Raw genomic sequence first — 22,277 nt, 5'->3', positions numbered from 1 at the left:
TTGCGACTACTTGGAAAACATGGTATTATCCTTTTAATTAGCATTTGATTTAATATCAGAAAATGAAAATAAAGTATTCTTTCAGGGTTCTTTTGTTCGTAGCCGGAGGGTCAGTGGCGCTGTCTTCCTGCTCACTTTTTGGAGGCAAAGGCGGTAAGCCTACAGCCCAAAACCCCGGTCAGATGAGCTCGGCTACAGGCCTCGCTTATAATGACGAAGATCAGGGCGGCTTTATGGTCAATCCTTACGAAGGTCAGCCAGATGCGCCGAATATGGTATTCATCGAAGGTGGCCGTGCCGTCATGGGCTCGTTCGAGGAAGATGTTATGTCGTATCGCGACAATATTGAGAGAACTGTTTCTGTGGCGTCATTCTATATGGACGAAACGGAGATTGCTAATATTCACTGGTTGGAGTACATGCACTACCTGGCGAAGGACTCGTCGCAGGAAGCTTACCAGGCTGCTCTTCCCGACACTTCGGTGTGGGTGGGTAAACTGGCCTTCAACGATCCGTACGTGGATCACTATCTGCGTTACCCGGGCTTCCGTTATTTCCCTGTTGTGGGTATAACCTGGAACCAGGCCAGCAAATATGCTGTATGGAGAACTCGTGCTGTAAACATTAAACTGGCTGAAAATGCTGGTGAAGAATACGCTGAAAGCGATGGCCGCATTCCCCTGGAATCTGGTGTCGTTGTTCCGGCTTACCGCCTGCCGACAGAAGCAGAATGGGAGTACGCTGCTCAAGCTCTCATCGGCACACAGTGGCTGGAAGAAATGCAAACCCACCAACGCATTTACCCTTGGGATGGTCACGCTGTGCGTAACCCCTACGGTAAGCAGATGGGCTTTATGTTGGCGAACTTCAAACGCGGTCGTGGTGACTATGCCGGTATTGCCGGTCGTCTGAACGATGGTGCGCTGATCACTTCGTATATCTACGAATTCCCTCCGAACGACTATGGTCTGTATAACATGGCTGGTAACGTAAGCGAGTGGGTGCAAGACATCTACCGTCCTACTACCTACCAAGACTTCGACGATCTGAACCCGATCCGTCGTGATGGTTTCCTTGATCCTTCTGCCGGTTACAACAGCGACGCTGACAAGAATCCTGAATCTTTCACGTCACTTATTACCGACAAGGCCCGCGTATTCAAAGGCGGTTCATGGAAAGACGTAGCCTACTGGATGTCACCCGGTACACGCCGCTTCCTGGATCAGGACTCTGCTACGGCTACTGTAGGTTTCCGTTGCGCGATGATCCGTGCCGGTTCGAACTACTAAGAACTCGTAATAACAACGATATAAAAAAGCCGCTCATTGAGCGGCTTTTTTTGCTTTCTGCAGGTGGGTGACGATCATCTCCGCATGTACGCGCGAATTTTCAATAAACCATTTGTTGGTTTTTAACCCGCCGCATACCACACCCGCCAGGTATAGGCCCGGCACATTGGTTTCCATGGTCTCTTCGTTATAGACCGGTGTGTGAAAGGCATCGTCCTGAAAGGCAATGCCCATGTCGCGCATAAACGCGAAGGGCGGCTCGTAGCCGGTCATCGCTAATACAAAATCATTTTCCACTAATACTTCTCCCTCGGGGGTGATGATCTGCACCGCATGGGGGGTAATGGCTTTTACGGTCGAATGAAAGTATGCTTTGATGGATCCCTCCTGTATGCGGTTTTCGATGTCGGGTTTAACCCAATATTTGACGCTGTCGCGGATGCCGTTCTCGCGGATGACCATGGTGACTTCTGCACCTTTGCGCCAGGTTTCGAGGGCCACGTCTACAGCGGAGTTCGCCGCGCCTACTACGACGATCTTTTGCGCGAAGTAGGGATGGGGCTCGTCGTAGTAGTGTTTTACTTTCGGCAGGTCTTCGCCTGGTACATTCAGCAAGTACGGACGATCATAAAAGCCTAGCGACAGTACAAGCGCTTTGGTATTGTATTGTGCTTTGGGTGTGGTGACGGTATGGTGGTTGCCGTTGTCGGCGTGTGTTACAGAGAGCACTTCTTCGTATAGATGCACGTTCAGTTCCCAGCTGGTGGCTACACGGCGAAAGTATTCCAGGGCTTCGGCCCGGTTGGGTTTGGGTTGATGGGAAACGAAGGGTACGCCGCCAATCTCCAGTCGGTCCGACGTGGAGAAGAATGTCATGTTTAGCGGGTAGTGGTATAGCGAATTGACCAGGCATCCTTTTTCAATAATCAGGTACCGCAGTCCGGCTTTCTGGGCTTCTATGCCACACGCCAGGCCAATGGGCCCGGCCCCGATGATGATGAGGTCGTATGTGTCTTGCATGGTTGGCAAAGATGGCAGAAATCGCCATTCAAAATAATTCGGTAGGGAGTTTACTGGTAACTTTCTTATTCTTGTGGTTGAATAACTGATTAACCAAATCCATTAACCTATTTATGAGACTGATTCTGATAAGTTGTTTAGTCGTAGCCTTCTACGCCTCCAGCGCACAGCGCCAGATCGCCGTGGAGGACTTTACCGTGCGGAATACGTTTGCACAGAAATCCGTGTACGGCATTAACTGGATGAAAAACGGCCAGTTTTACTCGTCTTTAAAAGACAATAAGGTCATTAAGTACAGTATTACCACGGGACAACCTGTGGAGACTATCGTAGACGGCTCTGCCCTGAGCCCGGCATTGCGAATCGACGATTATTCGCTGAGCGTCGACGAAACTAAGGTGTTGCTTCTGACGAATGTGGAGAGTATATATCGCCACTCGTTTACGGCGCAGTACTTTGTGTACGACATCGCGCAGAAGACGGTGAAGCCGTTGTCGGGTAACGGGAAGCAATCTTATGCAGCGTTCTCTCCAGATGGCAGTAAGGTGGCGTTTGTGCGCGAGAATAATTTTTTCTACGTGACGCTGGCCGATATGCAGGAGGTGCAGGTGACAACGGATGGCAAGTTCAACCACATTATTAACGGTACGACGGACTGGGTATATGAGGAGGAATTTAGCTTTGTTGATGGCTTTCACTGGTCGCCTGATGGGAAGAGGCTGGCGTATTATCGTTTTGATGAGTCTGGCGTGCATGAGTATAATCTGCAGCGGTGGGGTAAGACATTGTATCCTACGGATTATCGTTTTAAATATCCTAAGGCGGGTGAAGCAAACTCTGTTGTCGAGATCTGGGTGTACGACTTAGCGTCTAAACAAAAAATTAAAGCAGACATTGGTACTGAAACGGATATTTATATACCGCGGATCAAGTGGACGAATGATGCGCAACTGCTTTCTGTGCGTCGTCTGAACCGGCTGCAGAATAGCCTGGATGTTTTGCATGTGAATGCGGCCACAGGTGCATCGCGTGTTGTGCTGAATGAGAAGAGCGAGACGTATGTGGATCTTGACTTTATTGACAATCTGCTGTATCTGGAGAATGGTACGCAGTTTATTCATGCCAGTGAGCGGAGCGGATATAAGCATTTGTACCTGTACGATATGAATGGTAAGCTGGTGCGCCAGCTGACGCAGGGTAACTTTGAGATAGCGGATGTTGTTGGTGTGGATGAGAAGGGAAAAGTGCTTTATTTTACTTCGACTGAAGTTTCGCCGCGTGAGCGCTATTTGTACTCGCTCTCGTTTGATGGGAAGAAGAAAGCGCGTCTTTCGACTGCTCCGGGTACTCACCGTATTAACATGAGCAGTGATTATCAATTCTATATCGATTATTATTCACAGGCGGCCAAGCCGCAAGTGGTGAGCTTGTATAAGACGAAAGGCAATGCGGTGTTGAAGGTGCTGGAGAACAACGAGGCGTTGGTTAAGGCACAGGAGGAGTATGGCTTTGCTGGTAAGGAGTTCTTTTCATTCAAGGCGGCTGATGGTAGTACGATGCTGGATGGGTTTTTTCTGAAGCCTCGTAACTTCGATGCGAGTAAGAAGTATCCGGTGTTGGTATATCAATACAGTGGACCTGGGTCGCAGCAGGTAACTGATTCCTGGGGCGGTGGCCATTTTATTTTCCATCAGATATTGGTGCAGAAGGGGTATATCGTTGCTATCATCGATCCGCGCGGTACGGGTGCGCGTGGCGAGCATTTTAAAAAGCTTACGTACAAGCAACTTGGAAAGTATGAATTGGAGGATCACCTGGCGGGGGCTAAGTATTTGGCAAGCCTTCCGTTTATAGACCCGAGCCGGATTGGCATCTGGGGTTGGAGCTTTGGTGGTTATATGTCGTCGTTGGCGATGACGAAGGGTGCGGGTGTCTTTAAGATGGGGATTGCTGTGGCACCTGTTACGAACTGGCGGTTTTATGACAACATTTACACAGAGCGGTTTCAACAGACGCCGCAGTTGAATGCTTCCGGGTATGATGATAATTCGCCGTCTACGTATGCTAAGAATTTACAGGGCAATTTTCTTTTAATTCATGGTACCGGGGACGATAATGTGCATTTCCAGAACTCCGTTGTTTTACAAGAAGCGTTGATTAATGCGGGGAAGAAGTTTCGGTCGTTTTATTATCCGGATAAGCATCATGGTATTCAGGGTGGGGCGACGCGCTTGCATCTTTATACTATGATGGTGGATTATGTGGTGGAGAGCTTGTAAGAAGATGACGCTATAAAAGGAAGAGGCTCCCTGGTTGGAGCCTCTTTTTTTTGAAACCGTCAAGCTTAGTCTACTACTTTTTCGGAGATCTTGCCGGTGGTTTTGTTTTTGATGATGACTTTTTTGGCGCCGTAGTGGGTTATTTCTTCTTTTACCAGGTAGTGGTCGGCGTCGTATTCGGTTAGGTGGCCGTCTTTTGTTACGCCGGTTTTGCCGCGCCAGATGTCGAGGTTTACGGGCTCCCATTGCTTGCTTTTGGCGGAGCGATAGGCTGAATCCAGAATGGAGTTTACTACATAGCCGTCGTAGAAGGTTTCTTTCGGGGCTATGCCTTTTTCCATGGCGTCAAACATGTCCATGAACATGTGATTGTAACCGAGCTCGTTCAACTCATCCCCTACTGGGAATAGCCAACCTGTGTTGCTTTCGGCTTTTTCTGCTACGTAGTCGGCGCCTTTGCCGGTGGTGAACATGTCGAAGCCGGTGCGTAGGAAGCTGTTGATCCAGATGGTGCCTTCGCTGCCCATTACTTCGTCGCGTAAGTCAAGGCCACCACGGAATGTCCAGCTTACTTCAAACTGGCCGATGGCGCCGTTCTCGTATTTTACCAGGCCGATGGCGTGGTCTTCGGCGTCGATGGGTTTTACTTGTGTGTCTGCCCAGCACATTACTTCTACCGGTTTGATGTCTTTGCCGATATAGCTACGTGTGATTTCTACGCAGTGACATCCCAGGTCGAGGATACATCCGCCGCCGGCTTGCTCGATGTCCCAGAACCAATCGCTGTGTGGGCCAGGGTGTGTTTCGCGTGACTTCGCCCACAGGATACGGCCGAGTGCGCCGTTCTTAACGCTTTCCAGCGCTTTGATGAACTTGGGAGTATATACGAGGTCTTCGAGGTAGCCGTTGAAGATGCCGGCTTTTTCTACGGCTTCCAGCATGCGTTTGGCTTCCTGGGCATTGCGGCCGAGAGGCTTGGTGGTGATTACGGCTTTCTTGTGCTTGCAGCAGAGCATCACAGCCTCTTCGTGGAGGTTGTTGGGCAGTGCGATGCAAACGACGTCTACTTCGGGGCGATTGATGGCCGCCTCCATATTGGTGGTAGTAAAGGCCACTTTGTAGTCGGTGGCAAATTTTTTGGCACTCTCTTCGCGGCGCGAATAGATGGTGACGACTTTGTCTTTGCTCCGGTAACCTTGCATGGAGTCAGCATAAAATCTGCCGATAAATCCGGAGCCGAGCATGGCGATATTCATAGTGCGGTATATGTTTTGGTTTTAGGATGATTGCTTGATCTCGCTTTTTTCTTTGAAGAACAATATAAAGTAGAGTACGACGGCCACGGCAATGTAGGCAGGCACGAACCAGATGCTTTTCCAGTCGTGTACTTTTCCGACACTATAGTAATCGGTCGTCAACCCCGAGAACCAGGTTCCAATGAACATACCCAGACCATAGGTAGCAAAGGTGAATAGTCCCTGGGCTGCGCTCTTGATTTTCTCGCCGGCCTTTTTCTCGGTATACATGTAGCCTGTTACAAAGAAGAAATCGTAACAGATGCCGTGCAGCACGATGCCGGCGTATAGCATCCAGAGGTTAGCGTCTACGTTTCCATAGGCAAAGAGGAGATATCGTAAGATCCATGCGGCCATGCCCAGCAGCAACATTCGCTTTACGCCGATGCTGTAAAAAAGAAACGGTATTGCCAGGATAAAGATTGCTTCGGATACCTGGCCCCAGGTCATTTCGCCGGCCGCTTTTTTCATACCCACTTCGTCCAGGAAGATGTTGGCAAATCCATAGTAGAACGACAATGGAATACATACTAAAATTGCGGCGATAAAAAAGACGAGATAGGCTTTGTCTTTGAATAGTACCAGGGCTTCACCACCCAATGCGCTAAAAGCAGAGCTTTTAGCTGCCTTACCCTTGGGCGGTGTATGAGGCATGATGAAACTGATGACGCCCAGCAGAGCCGATGCGGCGGCGGCAATCTGAAAGGTGGCAGGCATCGTGATTGCCGACTCTTCCAGGGCCAGGTATCCTATGAGTAAGCCTGACAGGATCCACCCCACCGTACCAAATACGCGGATCCACGGAAATTGCCGGCCGGGGTCCGTTATTTGATGGAAGACGATGCTGTTAGACAAGGCGATGGTGGGTGTATAGAGCAACGAATAAAAAAGGATAACGTAGTAGAATACATCTTTGTCTGTTACTTGGATGGCGAAGAACAACACCGCGGCACCCAGGAGGTGCAATACCCCCATGATACGTTGTGCTGCGAAATACCGGTCGGCCACCATGCCGACAAAGAATGGTGAGATCATCGTAGCGATGGCCAGCGCACCAAAGGTTTTCCCAACATCCACATCGTCCGTATGAAGAACAGTCTTCATGTATTTTCCCAAGGTAACGTACCATGCACCCCAGACAAAATACTCGAGGAGCATCATGACGGAGAGTTTCGTAAAAACTATTGGCTTCATAGGATGGTTAATTTTACATGCCTAGAAAGATACAGGGATGCTTCGTAGCAACGAAGCCACCCACGTAATAATCAGCGTGAGCGTGAGTGTGAGAGCGGAAATACATGTGTGCGTGTGCGTTGTGGCTTACGACTGCCGTTCGATCAGCGCCTGCGTGTATGCGCGTAGCGCGTCTTTGGCTGTGGCCGGCACGGAGAGTTTTTCTAATTGGCTAAAGCCTTTGGTGAAGAAGCTGTTGATCTTCTTTGTAGTAAGTGTTGGGATGGAGAGGTCGTCGTAGATGGCCTTGACGGCTGTGACTTTTTCCTTTTTGCTGAATCGCCTGGCTTCCAGCCAGGTTTGTAGCTCTTTTTTCTGCTTGCCTTTGGCTTGTTCCAGTGCCTTGATGAGCAAGAAGGTCTTTTTGTTGGCGATGATGTCGCCCCCTACCTGCTTGCCAAATTTCTTCGGGTCGGCATACGCATCGAGCAGGTCGTCTTTCAGCTGAAAGCCGATGCCGATGCTGGTACCGAATTCACGTAAAGCCTTACGATCTTGTTCGGGTGCATCGGCGAGGATGGCGCCGAGCTCTAAGCTGAAGCCGAGCAGTACGGCGGTCTTGAGCCGGATCATCTGAATATAGGACGCCTCCGTTACGGTAGGGCTGGTCTCAAACTCCATGTCCCATTGCTGGCCTTCGCATACTTCGGCGGCGCATTGGTTAAACGACTTGAGCACGGTCTTGAGCGTGGTGGGTTCGAGGCCCATAAACATTTCGTATGCTTTTATGAGCATGACGTCGCCTGAGAGTATGGCGGTGTTGGTATTCCACTTTTCGTGTACGGTGGCATGGCCGCGGCGCAGGGGTGCCTTGTCCATGATGTCGTCGTGCATAAGCGTGAAGTTGTGAAATACTTCTACCGCGGCGGCATAGGGGAGAATGCTTTTGACATCACTTTTATACAGTGAATACGATAGCAGTGTGAGCATGGGACGCAGGCGTTTGCCGCCCAGGCTCATCAGATACCGGATGGGTTCGTACAGGGAGTCGGGCTGCCGGCCGTATTTGTGCCGGGCGATTTCCTTTTCAACCAATGCCAAGTACGATTTTACCTGTTGCTCCATGTGTATACGTATAAAAAAAGCCTGGTAGTGTTACTACCAGGCTGCTAAGAGAGCAAATTATGCGTTAATCTTCAAAACTTTTTTTGCGGCCTTTCCTGGGTCTCTCCCCTCTGGCGCCCCGCTCGACTTTCTCGTCACGCTGGCCTTTTTCCAGTTTGCTGTCGGCGAAGACCAGATCGATCAGGCGTTTGTCGATGTCGGTCTTTTTCACCTTCACCTTTATTTTATCGCCCAGCGTATAGACCTTCTTCGTCTTGCGGCCGATCACGCGGTAGCTGCGCTGGTCAAACTCGTAGAAGTCATCTGAAAGATCGGCCAATCGGATCATGCCTTCGCATTTCGTCTCGACGATCTCGACATAGAGACCCCATTCGGTCACGCCCGAGATCAGGCCTTCGTACGCGCGGTTTTCGGCGTTGGCCATGAACTCTACTTGCTTGTATTTGATCGACGCCCGCTCGGCATCGGCAGCACGCTTTTCACGTTCGGAAGAGTGCACGCATTTTTCTTCGTATTCGGCTTTGTTTGCGGACTTACCTTCGTCCAGGTAGTGCTGCAGCAGGCGATGCGCCATCATGTCGGGATAACGACGGATCGGCGATGTAAAGTGCGAGTAGTGTTCGAACGCCAAGCCAAAGTGTCCTTTGGCTTCTGTCGAATACTTGGCCTTTGCCATGGTGCGAATGGCGAGCTGTTCCAGTATATTTTGTTCAGGCTTGCCTTCGATGGAGGTCATCAGTTTGTTCAGCGACTGGCTGATCGACGCATCATCGATGTTGATCTGGTGTCCAAATTGTTTAGCAAACACGGCAAAGTCTTGCACCTTTTCCGGATCGGGCGAGTCGTGGATACGGTATACATACGTATTTTTCTCCTTGCCCTTCTTCATGTCGTAGATATAGGTGGCCACACGTTTGTTGGCCAGCAGCATAAACTCTTCGATGAGCTTGTGAGCATCTTTGCGCACCTTCGGAATGACTGCGAGCGGTTTACCCTTTTCATCGAGCTTGAACTTCACTTCTGTTGTTTCGAAGTTCACGGCGCCTTTGGCAAAGCGTTGCTTGCGTAGCTTCTTGGCCATGTCGTTCAAGATCTTCAGCTCTTCGGCCAGGGTGCCTGTGCCACGCTCGAGGATCTCTTGTGCTTCTTCGTAGCTAAAGCGTACATCGGAGTGGATAACGGTACGTCCGAACCACTCTTTTTTGATTTTACCCGAGGCGTCCAATTCGAAGACGGCCGAGAAGGTAAGTTTATCCTCATGCGGACGCAGTGAGCACAACTCGTTGGATATGCGTTCGGGCAACATTGGGATAGTACGGTCTACCAGGTATACCGAGGTGGCTCGCTCATACGCTTCTTTCTCCAACTCGGTGTCGGGTTTCACATAATGTGTCACGTCGGCGATATGTATGCCAATCTCATAGTTGCCGTTTGGCAGTGTTTGGAATGACAACGCATCGTCAAAGTCTTTTGCGTCAAAGGGGTCGATTGTAAAGGTCGTGACTTCGCGGAAATCCCAGCGCTTTTTAACTTCTTCTTTGGTAATGCCTTCTTTAACCTTTTTCGACTCGTCGTCTACTTCTTGCGGGAAGCGGAACGGCAGTCCGAATTCCGCCATGATGGAGTGGATCTCGGCTTCGTTCTCGCCTGCGCGGCCGAGGACTTCTATTACCTTGGCTTCGGGCTTGCGATCGTCGGTTGCCCATGAGGTGACTTCTACGATTACCTTGTCGCCGCTACGGGCGCCGTTGACATTCTCGGGGTACACGAAGAAGTCCTGATGCATTTTGCGATAGTCGGGTACGACGAAGGCGAAGCTTTTTGAGATTTCGATCTTGCCCGCGAAGCGGGTACGGCTACGGCGTATGACTTCTATTACTCTACCTTCCTGGTGATCGCCGTGGCGTGTAGACAGCAGCGTGATCTTCACGGTATCGCCATCGACAGCGCCGGCCAGGTCGCGGCCACCTTTGATAAAGATATCATCTTTCCCTGCGCCTAGGCGAACATACGCAAAGCGTGAGCTGACATGGTCAACAATGCCGGTGAGTTCTTCTACTTTACGGTTGCTGACAAAGCTACCGTTCTTGAGCGGTTTTATCTGATCGTCGTCTTCGAGTTGATAGATGGTGAACGTGGCCAGTTTGATATCGTCGCGTTTTTTGAGGTCCAGCTTTTTCAGAATTTGTTTGATGCTGTAGCCTCTTCCGTCCGCATGGTCGAGCATCTCGAGGATGGCCTGTTGAAAGAATTTCTTAAGGTCTTTGCCTTTCGGTTTTTTGGTCCCTTTTGGAGTTTTCGTTCCTTTCGGAGCTTTGGTCTTTTCGTTTTTTGTCTTTTTGCTCATAGTGAGCTTGTTTTAGTTGGGGTGTAGGAGTCAAAAAAAATGCCCCACGTTGTTATTTTGACATCTAAATATCAGCAATTCAGCCAATTCCTGCATATTTGTGGTCGCTATATTCAAAAAATATCGCTGTGCTTGCCCGGATCATGGTCATTTAAACATGGAAGGGTCGGCAGAATCAATTATTAGCAACAACTGATTGCAACGGTAAATCGTCAGGCTGGGGAAGCCCCTACACACCTTCCAACGGTAAACAGCTCGATATGGTTCGATCCTTGCTACAAATAGTGTGTTACGAATCTGTTTACTATGTATAAAGCTACGTTAAAATTTCTGGTAGTCGGTCTGTTGGTGATGCTGGCGTCATGTAAAACACCGAAGGAAGACATTGTTTTACGACAAATTAAAGACGTGGTAGTCGATGGTACCACGGCCCCGATGCTGAAAGCACAGGCCATTTTTTTCAACCCCAATCCGCAGCACGGTAAGCTAAAGCGTATTAACGTCGAGATTTTTGTCGACGGCAAGAAGGCTGGTACGGTTGACCAGGAGCTGAACACGATCATTCCCGCCAAGGGTGAGTTTACGGTGCCGCTGGAGGTAAAGCTGGCTATGCAGGAGCTTGGCTTCCTGGATACGATCTTCAGTGTGCTGGGAGGAAAGAAGTTTGAAGTACGGTACGAGGGCGTGCTCAAGGTAAACTACCATGGTTTTCCATTACGAGTACCTGTCAAGTACAAAGACGAGGTCCGCGTCAAATTCTAGCCGCAGACCCGTCCCGGTTACTTTACAATCTTATCGTACGACGCGCCAATACCTTTGATAAGCGACGAGCTGAAGCCCTGGTGCTCCATTTCGTTCAGGCCCACAATGGTGCAGCCTTTGGGTGTTGTTACCTTGTCGATTTCCTCTTCCGGGTGGCGGTTGAGCTTGAGCAGTAACTCGGCTGCGCCTTTGACCGTCTGCGCGGCGATGAGATTGGCGGTCTTGGCATCAAAGCCAATTTCAATGCCACCTTGTGTCGATGCACGAATGAAGCGCAGCGCAAAGGCTATGCCGCAGGCACCCAGTACAGTGGCGGCATCCATCAACTTCTCGTCAATGTTGATGGTGATGCCCAACTGGTCAAACAGCTCCGTGACATACGACACTTGTTCAGTCGTAGCGCCCTGGTGGCAGAGACAGGTGACAGATTCCTGAATGGCAATGGCGGTATTGGGCATGGCGCGGAAGATGGGCATGCCGGCTGTTAGAATACCTTGCAAGTCTTTGAGAAATACGCCTGTCACTACGCTGATGACGATGTGGCGGGAGGGATCGAAGCTCTCTTTCAGGCTATCAAGGATCTCGCGAACGTTATAGGGCTTTACGGCCACGATAATTACGTCGCTGTCATGTATGGCTTTTTTGTTGTCGCTGGTGGTGTGTACACCTTGCCTGGCGAGGGCACTGAGGGCATCGGTATTCCGGCGTGTAACCGTCAGGTGGTCCGGCGTGATGAACTTACTTTTCAGCAAACCTTCGGCAATGGCCGCGCCTAGATTTCCGCCTCCGATGATGGCTATTTTTGAATGCTTCATCGTGAAAATTAAAATACTTTCGGGGACTTCTCAGCACCCGGTCTGAAATTTAATACAACTGTGTAATACGTGTGGGCTTACTTTTGTTCGGTAGTATACATTGTGTAGCCTTTGCTACTGCTGGTTGCTGCTGCTGAGGATAACGTTCACTTTGCTATAGTATACCGTGGTGATGCCGTGGAAGGTCGTTTCTGTTCCTACCATGAGCCACATTTCCCCTTTGCTATTGCTCTTGGCAATGAAGGGACCGGATGTTTCCCCATTTGAGCGCGTGATGAGCTGAAAGTCTTTCGTGCCTTCTGTGGTACCAATGTTGCCGAGCGGGACCATGTCCTCGCCGCGGTTGAAGCTTTCGCCCTTGTCAACGTTGAGCACATAGTTGCCGTTATCGATCATCGTTTTGGGCTCGGAGTATGTGGCACCAGCTTTTAGCAATACTTCTTTCCCCAATCCTTTCGCAGGAAGCTCAGAGGCGAGCTCAATTTCGAAGATCACGGTGTAGTTTACATCGGGGACCAACCCGGTGACCTTCTTTTTCATATACATAAAAAGTTTCTCGCCCTGGTTGTTGCCGGTCAGCATCATGGCGCTGACACCGTTTCCCAGGTTTTCGGGGCGGGCCGTGTACGTTGCGCTGAGCAAATAGGAGGCAGCTTGAGCAGAATCGACAGGGTAATCGGCAAAGTCTGCTTGCCAGTCGTATTGCTCTTTGCTGAAATCAAATAAGAAGGAAGAAATAAGCAGCCCACTGTCTGCCACAGCAGGCTCTCCCACCACGCCGCATGCTGCCAGCAGCATGCCTACCCAGATAATTAAAATTCTTGACGACTTCATAGTCCTTTTCCCGCGTTGTACTCTATAGACACGCTCCTGCACTTTTAGGTTGCAACGGCCTCAAAAATAAGGTTTTGAGACCTTTTTTGATAGCGTATAAGTGTCATTTCATGTGCATTTCACAATAGACCGATCGTGTTTTCCGTCTCTTTTTTAGAACCCTGAACACGCAGTCGCGTATTACCAGCGAAACCTGTCTTATGTCGAACGTCCACCACCGTGCATTTCCGTTTAAAACTGTATTGAGCTTGCGGTTGCTGGTGGAATACTGGGAGGAGCGCATTCGTAGTGGCGAGTTGCCGGCGTTTGCGGAGCAGCTTCTGGCATACATTGATCAAGCCCCAGAACTGCGACAGCCGATCGACGACTATTCGACATTAGAAAAGCACCGTCCATTTATCAACTTCCTCCTGACGGCCGCCATTCCGCTGGCGTCCAATTCCACTGACCTGGTAGCGATTATCGAGCCCTTTAATCTTAAGGCCATTTATGCCACTCCTGCCTTTAACGCCCATATCGACCTGACAGACTTTGAGGAGCAGGCGGTGGCCAATGTGCCAGGTGGCCGTGTGACACTGGGGAAAATTTTGCGGGCCTGCCTCATGATCCTCGAAAAATATCAGGACAGCCGCATCTCGTCAAGCAATCCCAAGCCGGTGATTGTGGCCCTGAAAGATAAAGTTACAGGTTTGGGCCGGGTATACAAAGTGGAGCTAAACCAAGAGTTTTGCGAGATCATTCCGCATACTGCGCCTAAGGCGATCGACAAAAACATTATCAAATTCCTGATCGAAAAGATTTATGACGTCGATTTATGGCTGCAATACTTCCGGCCCGAAGACTATACTTTTCAAGGCTTTCTGATCATGCGCATGATCGACGTTACCGAACAGGAGATGCTGTCGTCGATCAAATATGATTTGCTGGAGCGTCAGGCGCTGATGCAGCCAGAGAGCTTCAGTCGCATTGAGCACAAAGTGCAGTCGTTGTTTGGCATGGCAGACATACGCATGAGCATAGCGTACCTGGACCCCAGCAATCGCCTGGCGATTAGCTATCCTGCCACGGAACGGTGGAGGACGCTGCTCGGTACCATCAGCGATTTGCAAGGTGCCCATCTGTCGGGGTCGGTATATGAACGCAGCTGGATTGAGCGGCGCAGCATCACGGTAGAGAATTTAGAAGATTATCCGTTCCGGTCGCCCATTGAAGAACACTTACTGACAGACGGTGTTCGGAATATTTTGCTGACACCGCTGGTAGACGAAGGAGAAACGATCGGTATGCTGGAGCTCGTGTCGCCGGTGCCAGGCCAGCTGAATCCTGTTAGCGCCCACAAGATGGAGCATGTGCTGCCCATGTTTACCACGGCGGTCAAGCGTGTGAAGGAGGAGCTGTCGACCGAGGTGCGTGCGCTGATACAGGAAGAGTGTACCGCGATCCATGCGACAGTGCAGTGGCGATTCTTTGAGGCGGGTGTAAACCTGATGAACAAACGCCGTACAAACGACAAGGCCGTTCTGGAAGAGATTGTTTTTAAAGATGTATACCCACTGTTTGGTATGGCCGACGTACGCAATTCATCGATCGAGCGGAATGTGGCCATTCAACGGGACCTGCAGGAGAACCTGGTACTGGCCGGCACGTTGCTGCGGACGTTTCAGGAGCACATGAGCCTACCGTTGCTGGATGCAGCTCTGGTCAAGGTGGAGGAACATTTTGCGCGGTTGGGCCGCGGGCTGGTGTCGAGCGACGAAAGCGATGTTTTGGACTTTTTGAAACAAGAGATCCATCCCCTGTTGCAGCGCTTTGAACACGAGGCTGTGTTGCAACAGGCCATCGAGCATTACCGGTCGCAGCTGGACCCGTTCTTTGGTGTGGTTTATACGCGCCGGCAGGCATTTGAAGACAGTCTGCAACAGATCAATCATACCATTGGCGCCTGTCTGGATGATGCCGACGACGAGGCGCAGAAGATGTTTCCACATTATTTTGAGAAGTATAGAACCGACGGTGTGGAGTTTACGCTGTATGTCGGAAGCTCGCTTTTAAAAAATATAACATTCGACGCCTATAATCTGCAGAATTTTCGGCTGTGGCAGTTGCTGACAATGGTGGATATCGCACGAAAGATAACATCGCTCAAGGCGACACTGAAAGCGCCGCTGGACATCACCCAGCTCATTCTCGTACACGACCAGCCTCTGTCGATCCGGTTTCGCGCCGACGAGCGCCAGTTCGATGTGGACGGCGCCTATGACATTCGGTACGAGATCGTCAAGAAACGTATCGACAAGGCTTTTATTAAAAACACCGGCGAACGACTGACCCAACCCGGCAAGATTGCTATTGTATATAACCAGGTAAAAATCGAGGATGAATACGAGCGGTACTTCCATTACCTGCGGGCGCGCAACCTGATGGTGGGCGTGGTGGAAATGCTGGAGCTGGAAGCCTTGCCCGGCGCCACCGGATTGCGGGCGCTGCGTATAGCCGTGGCCCCGGAAGAGCACGCTACGATTGGTGAAGCCCCGTCCCTGGCGGCTGGTATGGAAGAGGCGTTGCGGTTGTTGTAATGAAATTTCAATCGTTCTAGTTTATACACTTCCAGGAAAGCTTTGTACCTTCATCTTATGAGAGTGCTTTGTATCAGCTTGTTTTTCCTGGGTCTCATCGGTTGTCAGGAAATTACCTATCGCGCGCCCCAACCCAAGGGGGTGAATTCCCTGGCGGAAATACCCGAGGCTATGCGCGGACACTACCTGTTGCCGGAAGACAACCGCGCAGTACGCGATACGTTGGTGGTGGAGGCGCATACCTATTTTGCCCTGAGCGACAAGGGCGACAAGCGCGTACTGGGCGACAGCCTGTTATTGCGCTACTATAAAGGCTATTACTTTATCAATCTCTTTAACAATCCGGAGTGGCTGGTGCGAGCGATGCGGCTCGAGGCCAACGGCGATATAGCCTATTTTATGTTGGGAGCAGAAGAAAAGGAATTTCCTACGTTTATTAAGAACTTTGGTCGCGAGATTAAGGTAGACTCGTCGGTTGTCCACGGTAAGAAGCTATACCAGATCGATCCTACTCCGGCCCAGTTGGTGGGGCTTTTGAAAAAGGGGCATTTTAGACAGGTTGCTGTTTTGAAGAGGATTGAAATAACACCCTAAAAATACAGCGTGCGTGCGAGCGCGAACATGCTTGTTTGCTTACTCTGTTCCCTGCTGCCTGGACTCCTCCCTTCGGACTGAGAAAGGAGAAGCTTGTTGATGCAGGCGGATGGCTTTGCGGGCGAGGACGAACCCCAGGACCAGGGAGGCTACGCCTCCGATCCAGAGTGCTGGCAGGTGTGAGAGAAACCAGAAGTAGTCGTATGCGCCGTGCAGGATCGCGGCCGCTCCGAGACCTATGATGCTGTAATAAAACTGCCGGTATGGGGCAAACCGTGCTTTGCCTACAAAATATCCCATTAACACGCCAAAGATGGCATGGGCCGGCACGGCTGTAAACATGCGTAGGATGCCTGTGGTGACGCCGAATTCATAGACGTAGATAATGTTCTCGAGTGTGGCGAAGCCCATGCTTACCATCACGGCGTAGACAATGCCGTCAAAGGGCTCGTTGAAGTTCTTGTTGTTGTATAACACAAAGCGGACGAACAGGAACTTGCTCAGCTCTTCCACCAGTGCGACTTTGAAGAAGGCATTATAGAACTCCCCTACCACGTCGTGGGGCTTTGTGATCAGGAAGATGTTGAGGGGAAGGCTAATGATCAGTGTGATCACGGCGCTCAGCGTGCCGTAGAGGAAGCTTATCAGCAACAGGGAGAGTGGCTCCCGTTCGTGTTGGTCTTTTAAGTATATGTATAGGGCAATGGCCACCCCGGGTGCGACGGCCAGGGCTACCAGGCTGATAAGATTCATCTAAAACAAAATTGACGATCTAAGGTACTCTTAAATCGTCAATTCCTGTCAAAATAGATAAAAAGGCTTCTATTCGATGACTTCTTCTACCTTATCAAGCTTTGTGGTAGAGAATTTGCCGGAAGTGGCGTAGACAATCTTGCCCGTTTCGTCGAGCACGAAGAAATAAGGAATGTCTTTTTTCTCGAAGTCGAGGGCTTCTTTGTACGGCTTCAGCTCGCCCCTGTAAAACAGGATGTAGGGCAACAGCTGGGGGTCGATGTTCTTCAGGGCTTTGCGTTTGGCGGTGCCCGTCGCGGCCGCATTCACGCCGGTGAACATGGGAACGAAGTATACGTTTACGTCATAACCAAACCCCGACATCAGTCCGTTGGTCTTTTGAATGAACTTCTCGAACACGGGTTGGAACCAGGAGTTCAGTTCATCTTCCGATTTTTTGGAGTACGCCAGGCCGAGCAGGGTATATTTGCCTTTCACATCGTCGGGCAGTTTTACTTTTTTGTCTTCTACACTCTCGGCTTCCATCGCGGGGAACATCTTGCCAACGACCTGGGCATGCGCCGCAAGACCCATGATCATCATGACGAGAGACAATACAAAGTGTTTCATACAATTGTGTTTAGGAGTGAATGTCTTCAACGACGGAAATAGTAACCGCCAGAAAGCAAAGGTAGGAGACAAAATCGACACCCTGGCGGTGAAAACATGGGGTAGTCGGTACATGTGAGAAATTTATGCGTAGATGGCGGGTAGCTTCGACCAAAAGCGCAGCATGTGTGGTCTCTATACCACACATGCGCACAGTGGCAAGCGTGTTGCGGTGCTTAACCGTCAACCCATGTTACTTTTTCGTCTATGGGTTTGCGGCGGCTGTCGGGTACGGGGCCTTTGATGTTGCCGACGTGCAGGAAGCCAATCAGTTTGTCTTCCGGGGCGAGGTTAAACAAGGGTTTGGCTTCTTCCCAGTGGGCAATGCCGCCGGTGCTCAGGAAACAACCGACGCCATAGGCGGAGGCCGTGAGGTACATATTTTCAACAGCGCAATACACGGCTCCGATCTCTTCGATTTCGGGTAGGGATTTCTTTTCGTCGCGCTTCATCGCGATAGCAATGATGTGCGACGAGAGCTTGGGTTTCGTCAGTAGATTTTGATACCGGTCTTCGGCATAGGTGCCTTTGGCCGTCGTTACCTGGCGATACAAGGCGGACTGCTCTTCGGCCAGTTTTTGAATACCATTGCCAGTGAAGACAATGAAGCGCCACGGCTCCGTTAGTTTGTGGGTAGGGGCCCAGTTGGCGTTTTCCAACATCTGGCGGATGATGGCATCGTCCACTTTCTCACCGGTGTACTGTTGTTGGAAAACGGAACGGCGATTTCGAATCAGGGTATTAACAAGCGCTGCTTTTTCTTGGCTCATGGGTGTGAATAAAAAATTAGTGATGATGTTATTTCGGAAATTGTGATGCGTCGATGTGCGGAATGATCTTCAGGGCATTTTTATAGTAGATCTTTTTCAGGATGTCGTCGGGCAGATCGAGACCGTACATACGCCAGAAGGCGTGGTAACGCTTGTGATACGGGAAATACTCGTCCGCTGTTTCGAGCACGCGAAAATACGTTTCATATTCGTCCGGTACCCACGAGTCTTTGCCAAATAATACACGATCCTGGTATTTGGTCAGGAAGGTTTTGGCGGCACGGGGCTGGCGGCCCAACTCGGCGATTACCGCGCCGATCTCGGTATACATGTTCGGGAACTGGTCGAGCAGCTCGCTAAGCTTTTTCAGGTCGTTTCCATACCAGGCCAGGTGGGCCGCGATGAATTTCGTTTTGGGATGTTTGCGGAAGATGTTGTGTTGCTCGGCAATGATTGTTTCCCACGACACGGGGTCGCTGTCGTGGCGGCGACCGGGATGCAGCTTGAGCTCCAGCCAGCGTTCGTTGTTTTCGTCAATGGGCTGCCAGAACTGCCTGGGGTCGGCGGCGTGAATCAGTACCGGTATGCCTAATTGGCCGCACTTTTCCCAAATGGGATCGATACGTGGGTCGTCAATGTGTATGCGCTGGCCTTTGCTGTCTTCGGTAAACATGCCCAGGCTTTTGTAGATCTTCAGACCGTTGGCGCCTTTGCGTACGTCTTCTTCAAGTTGTTTGAGCATGCGGCCCTGCCACTGTGGGTCGTCTATGGCGGCGAAGTCCATGTTGGTAAAAACAATGAAGCGACCGCTATTGTTTTTCTTCACGTTTTCCAACGACCGTTCCAGGTGCTCGGTGCTGCCGCGGCCCCGGCCGCTGAGGTTCACCATAACCTGCATATTCAGCGCGTCCATTTCTTTGAGCAGGGCGTCGAGGTCCTGCGTTGGCATGTTGAACTGATGGTTGTGCACGTCGACGAACGGGAACTTCGCGCGTGTCAGGTGATGCTCCGGTACCACCAGCGTTGAGGGAGGATCATACTTTTCAAAGTCCATTTTCTGGTCCAACGGTTTCTCCTGCGCCCCCGCGACGGTGATGCTGCAGAGCGCGGCCCAGGCTATCGGGTATATTCTCGTCATCATAAAAAAGCTTTTTGCGTGAAAATACACGAAAAACTCTACAGTCGTCGGCCGGTATTTGATGACGGGCAGCAAGCTGATGTCAGGCTTTATTTTTACCTTGCCGTGATATTAACACGACCTCATGGGAAAATGGGTATTTTTTGTGCTGGGCTGCGTTGTCGCCGTAACGGCGTTTGCCCAAGACGCTCAATTGGAAGGCGCTAAAAAGAAAATCCAGGCAAATGATTTTGCCGGGGCCAAGACGGACCTCACGAAAGCCATCGATGCCAACCCGCGCAACAAAGTGGCGCTGAATCTGCGCGGCCAGGCACGTCTGGGTCTCGAAGATTTCTACGGTGCTATCGGCGACTTTAACTTTGCTCTGGAGCAGGACTCCACCTTTGCCGAGGCCTGGAATAACCGTGGTGAGGCGAAGATCGCACTCGGCGATGACGAGAGCGCCATCAACGATTTTACCAAGGCCATCAAGTTCAACGCCAAGATGGTGCTGGCATATACCAACCGGGGTCTGGCCAAGTACAACATCGAAGACCTGCAAGGTGCCTACCAGGATTTTTCCAAGGCACTTGACCTGGGGCCGGCTGATGCCGACAAGTATTTTAACCGTGGGGTGGTGAAGGCCGAGCTTGGCGAATATATCAGCGCCATTGACGATTATACAAAAGCCATCGAGCTGGACAAGACCGATGCGGGCTTGTATAACTACCGCGGCGTAGCCTACTATAATACGGGCAACCTTGATCTGGCTGTGGCAGATTATGATCAGGCGATCAAGCTCGATCCGAAGGATGCACTGAAGTATGAGAATCGTGCGCTCGCGAAAAATGCAAAGGAGAACTTTAAGGGCGCGCTGGAAGATTTTAACAAGGCGATCGAGCTTGACGCGAACCAGGCAGAGACCTACAATCTGCGCGGTGTGGCAAAGTTCAACCTGGAGGACCATGATGGCGCAATTGCTGACTATACGAAGGCCATTGCGCTAGACGAGACGAACCCAACGTATTACGACAACCGGGCCTTGAGCAAAACAGAGAAAGAAGATTACGCGGGTGCCGTGGAAGATTATTCGTCCTCGATCGAGCTGTATCCCAGCGATCCGGAAACATATTATCAACGTGGGCTTGTGAAGCTCTCTATGAACAATAAGTATGACGCGTGCCTGGATTTCAAAAAAGCGGAGGAGCTTGGCTCCACCGAAGTGAAGGCCGTCATTAAGAAAAACTGTAAGTGATTGCAGGTGGGTTGATTCCCACATCTTTATGTGATTGGAAGGTATTTCAGACAAGTCCTGGCTTCTGTTACTTTGCATTATGATATCAGTCAGTATTGTAGAAGATGATGAGCAGATACGTAAGGGCGTACAGACGTTCCTGAATCGCCAACCCGGCTTTTCGAGCGAGTATACTTATGGCTCCATCGAAGAACTGTTGAAGGGCATCCAACAGGGGAGCATTCCAAATGTCATCATTATGGACCTTGGCTTGCCTGGCATGTCGGGGATCGAAGGCATTAAGCTCGTGAAGGAGAAAAATCCGGACATCGACATCATTGTCTTTTCGGTATACAATGACCCCAAGCGCATTTTTGATTCGCTTTGCGCCGGTGCCACCGGCTACTTGCTGAAAAACACACCGTTGGAAGAGATTAAAGAAGGCATCGAGCTGCTGGCCCATGGCGGTTCGCCGATGTCGCCGCAGATTGCCCGTAAGGTGATTGAGCACTTCGGCCAACCGGAGAAGAAGAAGGAGGTCGCGTCACCCTTATCGGCCAAAGAGAAAGAGATTGTGGTAGGTCTGGTGGATGGCCTGAGCTACAAGCTTATCGCTGACCGCATGGACATCAGCATCGAGACGGTGCGGTTTCACATCAAGAATATCTATCGCAAGCTGCACGTACACGGCAAAGCAGAAGTGATCTCTAAATCGCTTCGGGGAGAAATATAAGTATTGGCTGGGAGGAGGACGTCGTCAGTCCATTATATCCTGAAGCTTGTACTTCCGGATGATGTAATACAGAAAATTGAACGAGAGCACAGAGTCGTCTTCTTCGTTCTGACGGGCAGCACTCTTGTTGGCGTCAGAATTTGAGGTGGAGGGGACTGCCAGCGTTTTGATGGGCGAGGTACGGGCAGAATCGCGGGAGAGGACCGGTGTATGAACACGCGTCGCGCCACTGGTCATTGATTCTCCTTCTCCTCCAGGGCTATAATGGCTGCGCTCCTTGTTGTCGCCGTCAGCGTCATTGCTGCCTTCGTTGAAATATCCGGCGTCCTGAGCGTTTATGCAAACGATTCCGGAAGGAGTCAGAATGGCCAGACTTAGCGTGAAGATGATATGGTATAGGCTAATCTTCATTTTCCTTGGTGGAGGTGTCTGTTCTTAACGTCCGAATATAATTTTTTGTTCCGGCTCAAAGTACGAAATAAAACTTGTATTACTAGCTATTTGAGATAACTTCTCCTGGATTGCGGTCAAAATGGAGGGATTTATATACTTTTTAACATTTCAATAACAAATTACAGCATGATCAGCTGGGACGACTTCGAAAAAGTAGACATCCGGGCGGGAACGATCGTCCGGGCAGAGCCTTTTCAAGAGGCAAAAAAACCTGCGCTAAAGGTCTGGATCGACCTAGGCGCGGAGCTTGGTATAAAACAATCCAGCGCACAGATCACGGTGCACTACACACCGGAGGACCTCATCGGCCGGCAGGTACTCTGCGTGGTAAATTTTCCGCCCAAACAGATCGCAAATTTTATATCAGAAGTTTTGGTGACGGGTTTCCCGGACGAACAAAAAAATGTTGTTTTGAGTAGTATTGATAAACAGGTGCCCAACGGCGCACGTCTCTTTTAAA

20 protein-coding genes are annotated in these 22,277 nt (G+C 50.5%); 8 read left to right on the top strand and 12 right to left on the bottom strand.

Going from position 1 to position 22,277, the window contains the following annotated elements; genetic code table 11:
- The first annotated feature begins 62 nt into the window (after positions 1-62).
- Positions 63-1,289, top strand: coding sequence for a gliding motility lipoprotein GldJ (gene gldJ / locus K7P01_RS11810; protein WP_254082412.1), 1,227 nt, complete (start codon positions 63-65; stop codon positions 1,287-1,289).
- 33 nt (positions 1,290-1,322) lie between these two features.
- On the opposite strand, the gene K7P01_RS11805 is transcribed toward gldJ, so the two are convergent.
- Positions 1,323-2,309, bottom strand: a complete 987-nt coding sequence (locus tag K7P01_RS11805; RefSeq protein ID WP_267293167.1) for a YpdA family putative bacillithiol disulfide reductase — start codon at positions 2,307-2,309, stop codon at positions 1,323-1,325.
- A gap of 113 nt (positions 2,310-2,422) precedes the next feature.
- Between K7P01_RS11805 and K7P01_RS11800 the strand changes: the two genes are divergently transcribed.
- Positions 2,423-4,588 (top strand): S9 family peptidase, encoded by a 2,166-nt coding sequence (locus K7P01_RS11800; RefSeq protein ID WP_267293165.1) that lies wholly within the window; start codon positions 2,423-2,425, stop codon positions 4,586-4,588.
- 65 nt (positions 4,589-4,653) lie between these two features.
- Here K7P01_RS11800 and K7P01_RS11795 read toward each other — a convergent pair whose 3' ends face one another.
- The 4 genes from K7P01_RS11795 to rnr all read right to left on the bottom strand — a co-directional run bounded on the left by K7P01_RS11795 (position 4,654) and on the right by rnr (position 10,528).
- Positions 4,654-5,844, bottom strand: a complete 1,191-nt coding sequence (locus tag K7P01_RS11795) for a Gfo/Idh/MocA family protein (protein WP_267293163.1) — start codon at positions 5,842-5,844, stop codon at positions 4,654-4,656.
- A gap of 21 nt (positions 5,845-5,865) precedes the next feature.
- The gene (locus K7P01_RS11790) at positions 5,866-7,077 is read right to left on the bottom strand and encodes a nucleoside permease (RefSeq protein ID WP_267293161.1); all 1,212 of its coding nucleotides are present in this window, start codon (positions 7,075-7,077) and stop codon (positions 5,866-5,868) included.
- Between the two features lie 126 nt (positions 7,078-7,203).
- On the bottom strand, positions 7,204-8,181 hold the full coding sequence (locus K7P01_RS11785; RefSeq protein ID WP_267293159.1) for a polyprenyl synthetase family protein: 978 nt from the start codon (positions 8,179-8,181) through the stop codon (positions 7,204-7,206).
- Positions 8,182-8,245: 64 nt separating this feature from the next.
- The gene (gene rnr, locus K7P01_RS11780; protein WP_267293157.1) at positions 8,246-10,528 is read right to left on the bottom strand and encodes a ribonuclease R; all 2,283 of its coding nucleotides are present in this window, start codon (positions 10,526-10,528) and stop codon (positions 8,246-8,248) included.
- A gap of 306 nt (positions 10,529-10,834) precedes the next feature.
- On the opposite strand from rnr, the gene K7P01_RS11775 reads away from it, so the two are divergent.
- Positions 10,835-11,290 (top strand): hypothetical protein, encoded by a 456-nt coding sequence (locus K7P01_RS11775; RefSeq protein WP_267293155.1) that lies wholly within the window; start codon positions 10,835-10,837, stop codon positions 11,288-11,290.
- A gap of 17 nt (positions 11,291-11,307) precedes the next feature.
- On the opposite strand, the gene proC is transcribed toward K7P01_RS11775, so the two are convergent.
- The gene (gene proC / locus K7P01_RS11770) at positions 11,308-12,105 is read right to left on the bottom strand and encodes a pyrroline-5-carboxylate reductase (RefSeq protein ID WP_267293153.1); all 798 of its coding nucleotides are present in this window, start codon (positions 12,103-12,105) and stop codon (positions 11,308-11,310) included.
- 114 nt (positions 12,106-12,219) lie between these two features.
- Positions 12,220-12,939, bottom strand: coding sequence for a hypothetical protein (locus K7P01_RS11765; protein ID WP_267293151.1), 720 nt, complete (start codon positions 12,937-12,939; stop codon positions 12,220-12,222).
- A gap of 200 nt (positions 12,940-13,139) precedes the next feature.
- Between K7P01_RS11765 and K7P01_RS11760 the strand changes: the two genes are divergently transcribed.
- Together K7P01_RS11760 and K7P01_RS11755 are read left to right on the top strand one after the other, a co-directional pair.
- Positions 13,140-15,515 (top strand): GAF domain-containing protein, encoded by a 2,376-nt coding sequence (locus tag K7P01_RS11760; protein WP_267293149.1) that lies wholly within the window; start codon positions 13,140-13,142, stop codon positions 15,513-15,515.
- A 57-nt stretch (positions 15,516-15,572) separates the two neighbouring features.
- Positions 15,573-16,109, top strand: a complete 537-nt coding sequence (locus K7P01_RS11755; RefSeq protein ID WP_267293147.1) for a hypothetical protein — start codon at positions 15,573-15,575, stop codon at positions 16,107-16,109.
- Positions 16,110-16,148: 39 nt separating this feature from the next.
- Here K7P01_RS11755 and K7P01_RS11750 read toward each other — a convergent pair whose 3' ends face one another.
- The 4 genes from K7P01_RS11750 to K7P01_RS11735 form a co-directional block, all read right to left on the bottom strand.
- The gene (locus tag K7P01_RS11750; RefSeq protein WP_267293145.1) at positions 16,149-16,862 is read right to left on the bottom strand and encodes a PrsW family intramembrane metalloprotease; all 714 of its coding nucleotides are present in this window, start codon (positions 16,860-16,862) and stop codon (positions 16,149-16,151) included.
- 69 nt (positions 16,863-16,931) lie between these two features.
- On the bottom strand, positions 16,932-17,471 hold the full coding sequence (locus tag K7P01_RS11745; RefSeq protein ID WP_267293143.1) for a TlpA family protein disulfide reductase: 540 nt from the start codon (positions 17,469-17,471) through the stop codon (positions 16,932-16,934).
- Between the two features lie 215 nt (positions 17,472-17,686).
- Positions 17,687-18,280 carry a nitroreductase family protein gene (locus tag K7P01_RS11740; protein ID WP_267293141.1) on the bottom strand — a complete coding sequence of 198 codons (594 nt, stop codon included), beginning with the start codon at positions 18,278-18,280 and terminating at the stop codon, positions 17,687-17,689.
- 28 nt (positions 18,281-18,308) lie between these two features.
- A complete protein-coding gene (locus tag K7P01_RS11735; RefSeq protein ID WP_267293139.1) occupies positions 18,309-19,421 on the bottom strand; it encodes an amidohydrolase family protein in 1,113 nt (370 codons plus the stop codon).
- 121 nt (positions 19,422-19,542) lie between these two features.
- On the opposite strand from K7P01_RS11735, the gene K7P01_RS11730 reads away from it, so the two are divergent.
- Entirely contained in the window at positions 19,543-20,652 is a 1,110-nt protein-coding gene (locus K7P01_RS11730; RefSeq protein WP_267293137.1) for a tetratricopeptide repeat protein, read from the top strand.
- 79 nt (positions 20,653-20,731) lie between these two features.
- Positions 20,732-21,364: a response regulator transcription factor gene (locus K7P01_RS11725; RefSeq protein WP_267293135.1), complete on the top strand. Its 633-nt coding sequence runs from the start codon at positions 20,732-20,734 to the stop codon at positions 21,362-21,364.
- A 24-nt stretch (positions 21,365-21,388) separates the two neighbouring features.
- Here the strand turns inward: K7P01_RS11725 and K7P01_RS11720 are convergent, their stop codons facing one another.
- Complete coding sequence (locus K7P01_RS11720) at positions 21,389-21,775, bottom strand: hypothetical protein (RefSeq protein ID WP_267293133.1); 387 nt, start codon at positions 21,773-21,775, stop codon at positions 21,389-21,391.
- Positions 21,776-21,943: 168 nt separating this feature from the next.
- Here K7P01_RS11720 and K7P01_RS11715 point away from each other — a divergent pair, with 168 nt between their 5' ends.
- Complete coding sequence (locus tag K7P01_RS11715) at positions 21,944-22,276, top strand: tRNA-binding protein (RefSeq protein WP_267293131.1); 333 nt, start codon at positions 21,944-21,946, stop codon at positions 22,274-22,276.
- The last annotated feature ends 1 nt before the right edge of the window (position 22,277 follow it).

The organism is Parachryseolinea silvisoli (assembly GCF_021190955.1).
GTDB lineage: Bacteria > Bacteroidota > Bacteroidia > Cytophagales > Cyclobacteriaceae > Ohtaekwangia > Ohtaekwangia silvisoli.
Note: the sequence above shows the minus strand (reverse complement) of the source record. Positions and strands in the feature narration are given on the sequence as shown.

Coding starts and splice junctions, on each gene's coding strand:
- K7P01_RS11755 (WP_267293147.1), top strand. CDS start 15,573: ATGAGAGTGCTTTGTATCAGCTTGTTTTTCCTGGGTCTCATCGGTTGT.
- K7P01_RS11745 (WP_267293143.1), bottom strand. CDS start 17,471: ATGAAACACTTTGTATTGTCTCTCGTCATGATGATCATGGGTCTTGCG.
- K7P01_RS11785 (WP_267293159.1), bottom strand. CDS start 8,181: ATGGAGCAACAGGTAAAATCGTACTTGGCATTGGTTGAAAAGGAAATC.
- K7P01_RS11730 (WP_267293137.1), top strand. CDS start 19,543: ATGGGAAAATGGGTATTTTTTGTGCTGGGCTGCGTTGTCGCCGTAACG.
- K7P01_RS11775 (WP_267293155.1), top strand. CDS start 10,835: ATGTATAAAGCTACGTTAAAATTTCTGGTAGTCGGTCTGTTGGTGATG.
- K7P01_RS11725 (WP_267293135.1), top strand. CDS start 20,732: ATGATATCAGTCAGTATTGTAGAAGATGATGAGCAGATACGTAAGGGC.
- proC (WP_267293153.1), bottom strand. CDS start 12,105: ATGAAGCATTCAAAAATAGCCATCATCGGAGGCGGAAATCTAGGCGCG.
- K7P01_RS11740 (WP_267293141.1), bottom strand. CDS start 18,280: ATGAGCCAAGAAAAAGCAGCGCTTGTTAATACCCTGATTCGAAATCGC.
- K7P01_RS11795 (WP_267293163.1), bottom strand. CDS start 5,844: ATGAATATCGCCATGCTCGGCTCCGGATTTATCGGCAGATTTTATGCT.
- K7P01_RS11735 (WP_267293139.1), bottom strand. CDS start 19,421: ATGATGACGAGAATATACCCGATAGCCTGGGCCGCGCTCTGCAGCATC.
- K7P01_RS11750 (WP_267293145.1), bottom strand. CDS start 16,862: ATGAATCTTATCAGCCTGGTAGCCCTGGCCGTCGCACCCGGGGTGGCC.
- K7P01_RS11720 (WP_267293133.1), bottom strand. CDS start 21,775: ATGAAGATTAGCCTATACCATATCATCTTCACGCTAAGTCTGGCCATT.
- K7P01_RS11800 (WP_267293165.1), top strand. CDS start 2,423: ATGAGACTGATTCTGATAAGTTGTTTAGTCGTAGCCTTCTACGCCTCC.
- K7P01_RS11765 (WP_267293151.1), bottom strand. CDS start 12,939: ATGAAGTCGTCAAGAATTTTAATTATCTGGGTAGGCATGCTGCTGGCA.
- K7P01_RS11715 (WP_267293131.1), top strand. CDS start 21,944: ATGATCAGCTGGGACGACTTCGAAAAAGTAGACATCCGGGCGGGAACG.
- K7P01_RS11805 (WP_267293167.1), bottom strand. CDS start 2,309: ATGCAAGACACATACGACCTCATCATCATCGGGGCCGGGCCCATTGGC.
- K7P01_RS11760 (WP_267293149.1), top strand. CDS start 13,140: ATGTCGAACGTCCACCACCGTGCATTTCCGTTTAAAACTGTATTGAGC.
- K7P01_RS11790 (WP_267293161.1), bottom strand. CDS start 7,077: ATGAAGCCAATAGTTTTTACGAAACTCTCCGTCATGATGCTCCTCGAG.
- rnr (WP_267293157.1), bottom strand. CDS start 10,528: ATGAGCAAAAAGACAAAAAACGAAAAGACCAAAGCTCCGAAAGGAACG.
- gldJ (WP_254082412.1), top strand. CDS start 63: ATGAAAATAAAGTATTCTTTCAGGGTTCTTTTGTTCGTAGCCGGAGGG.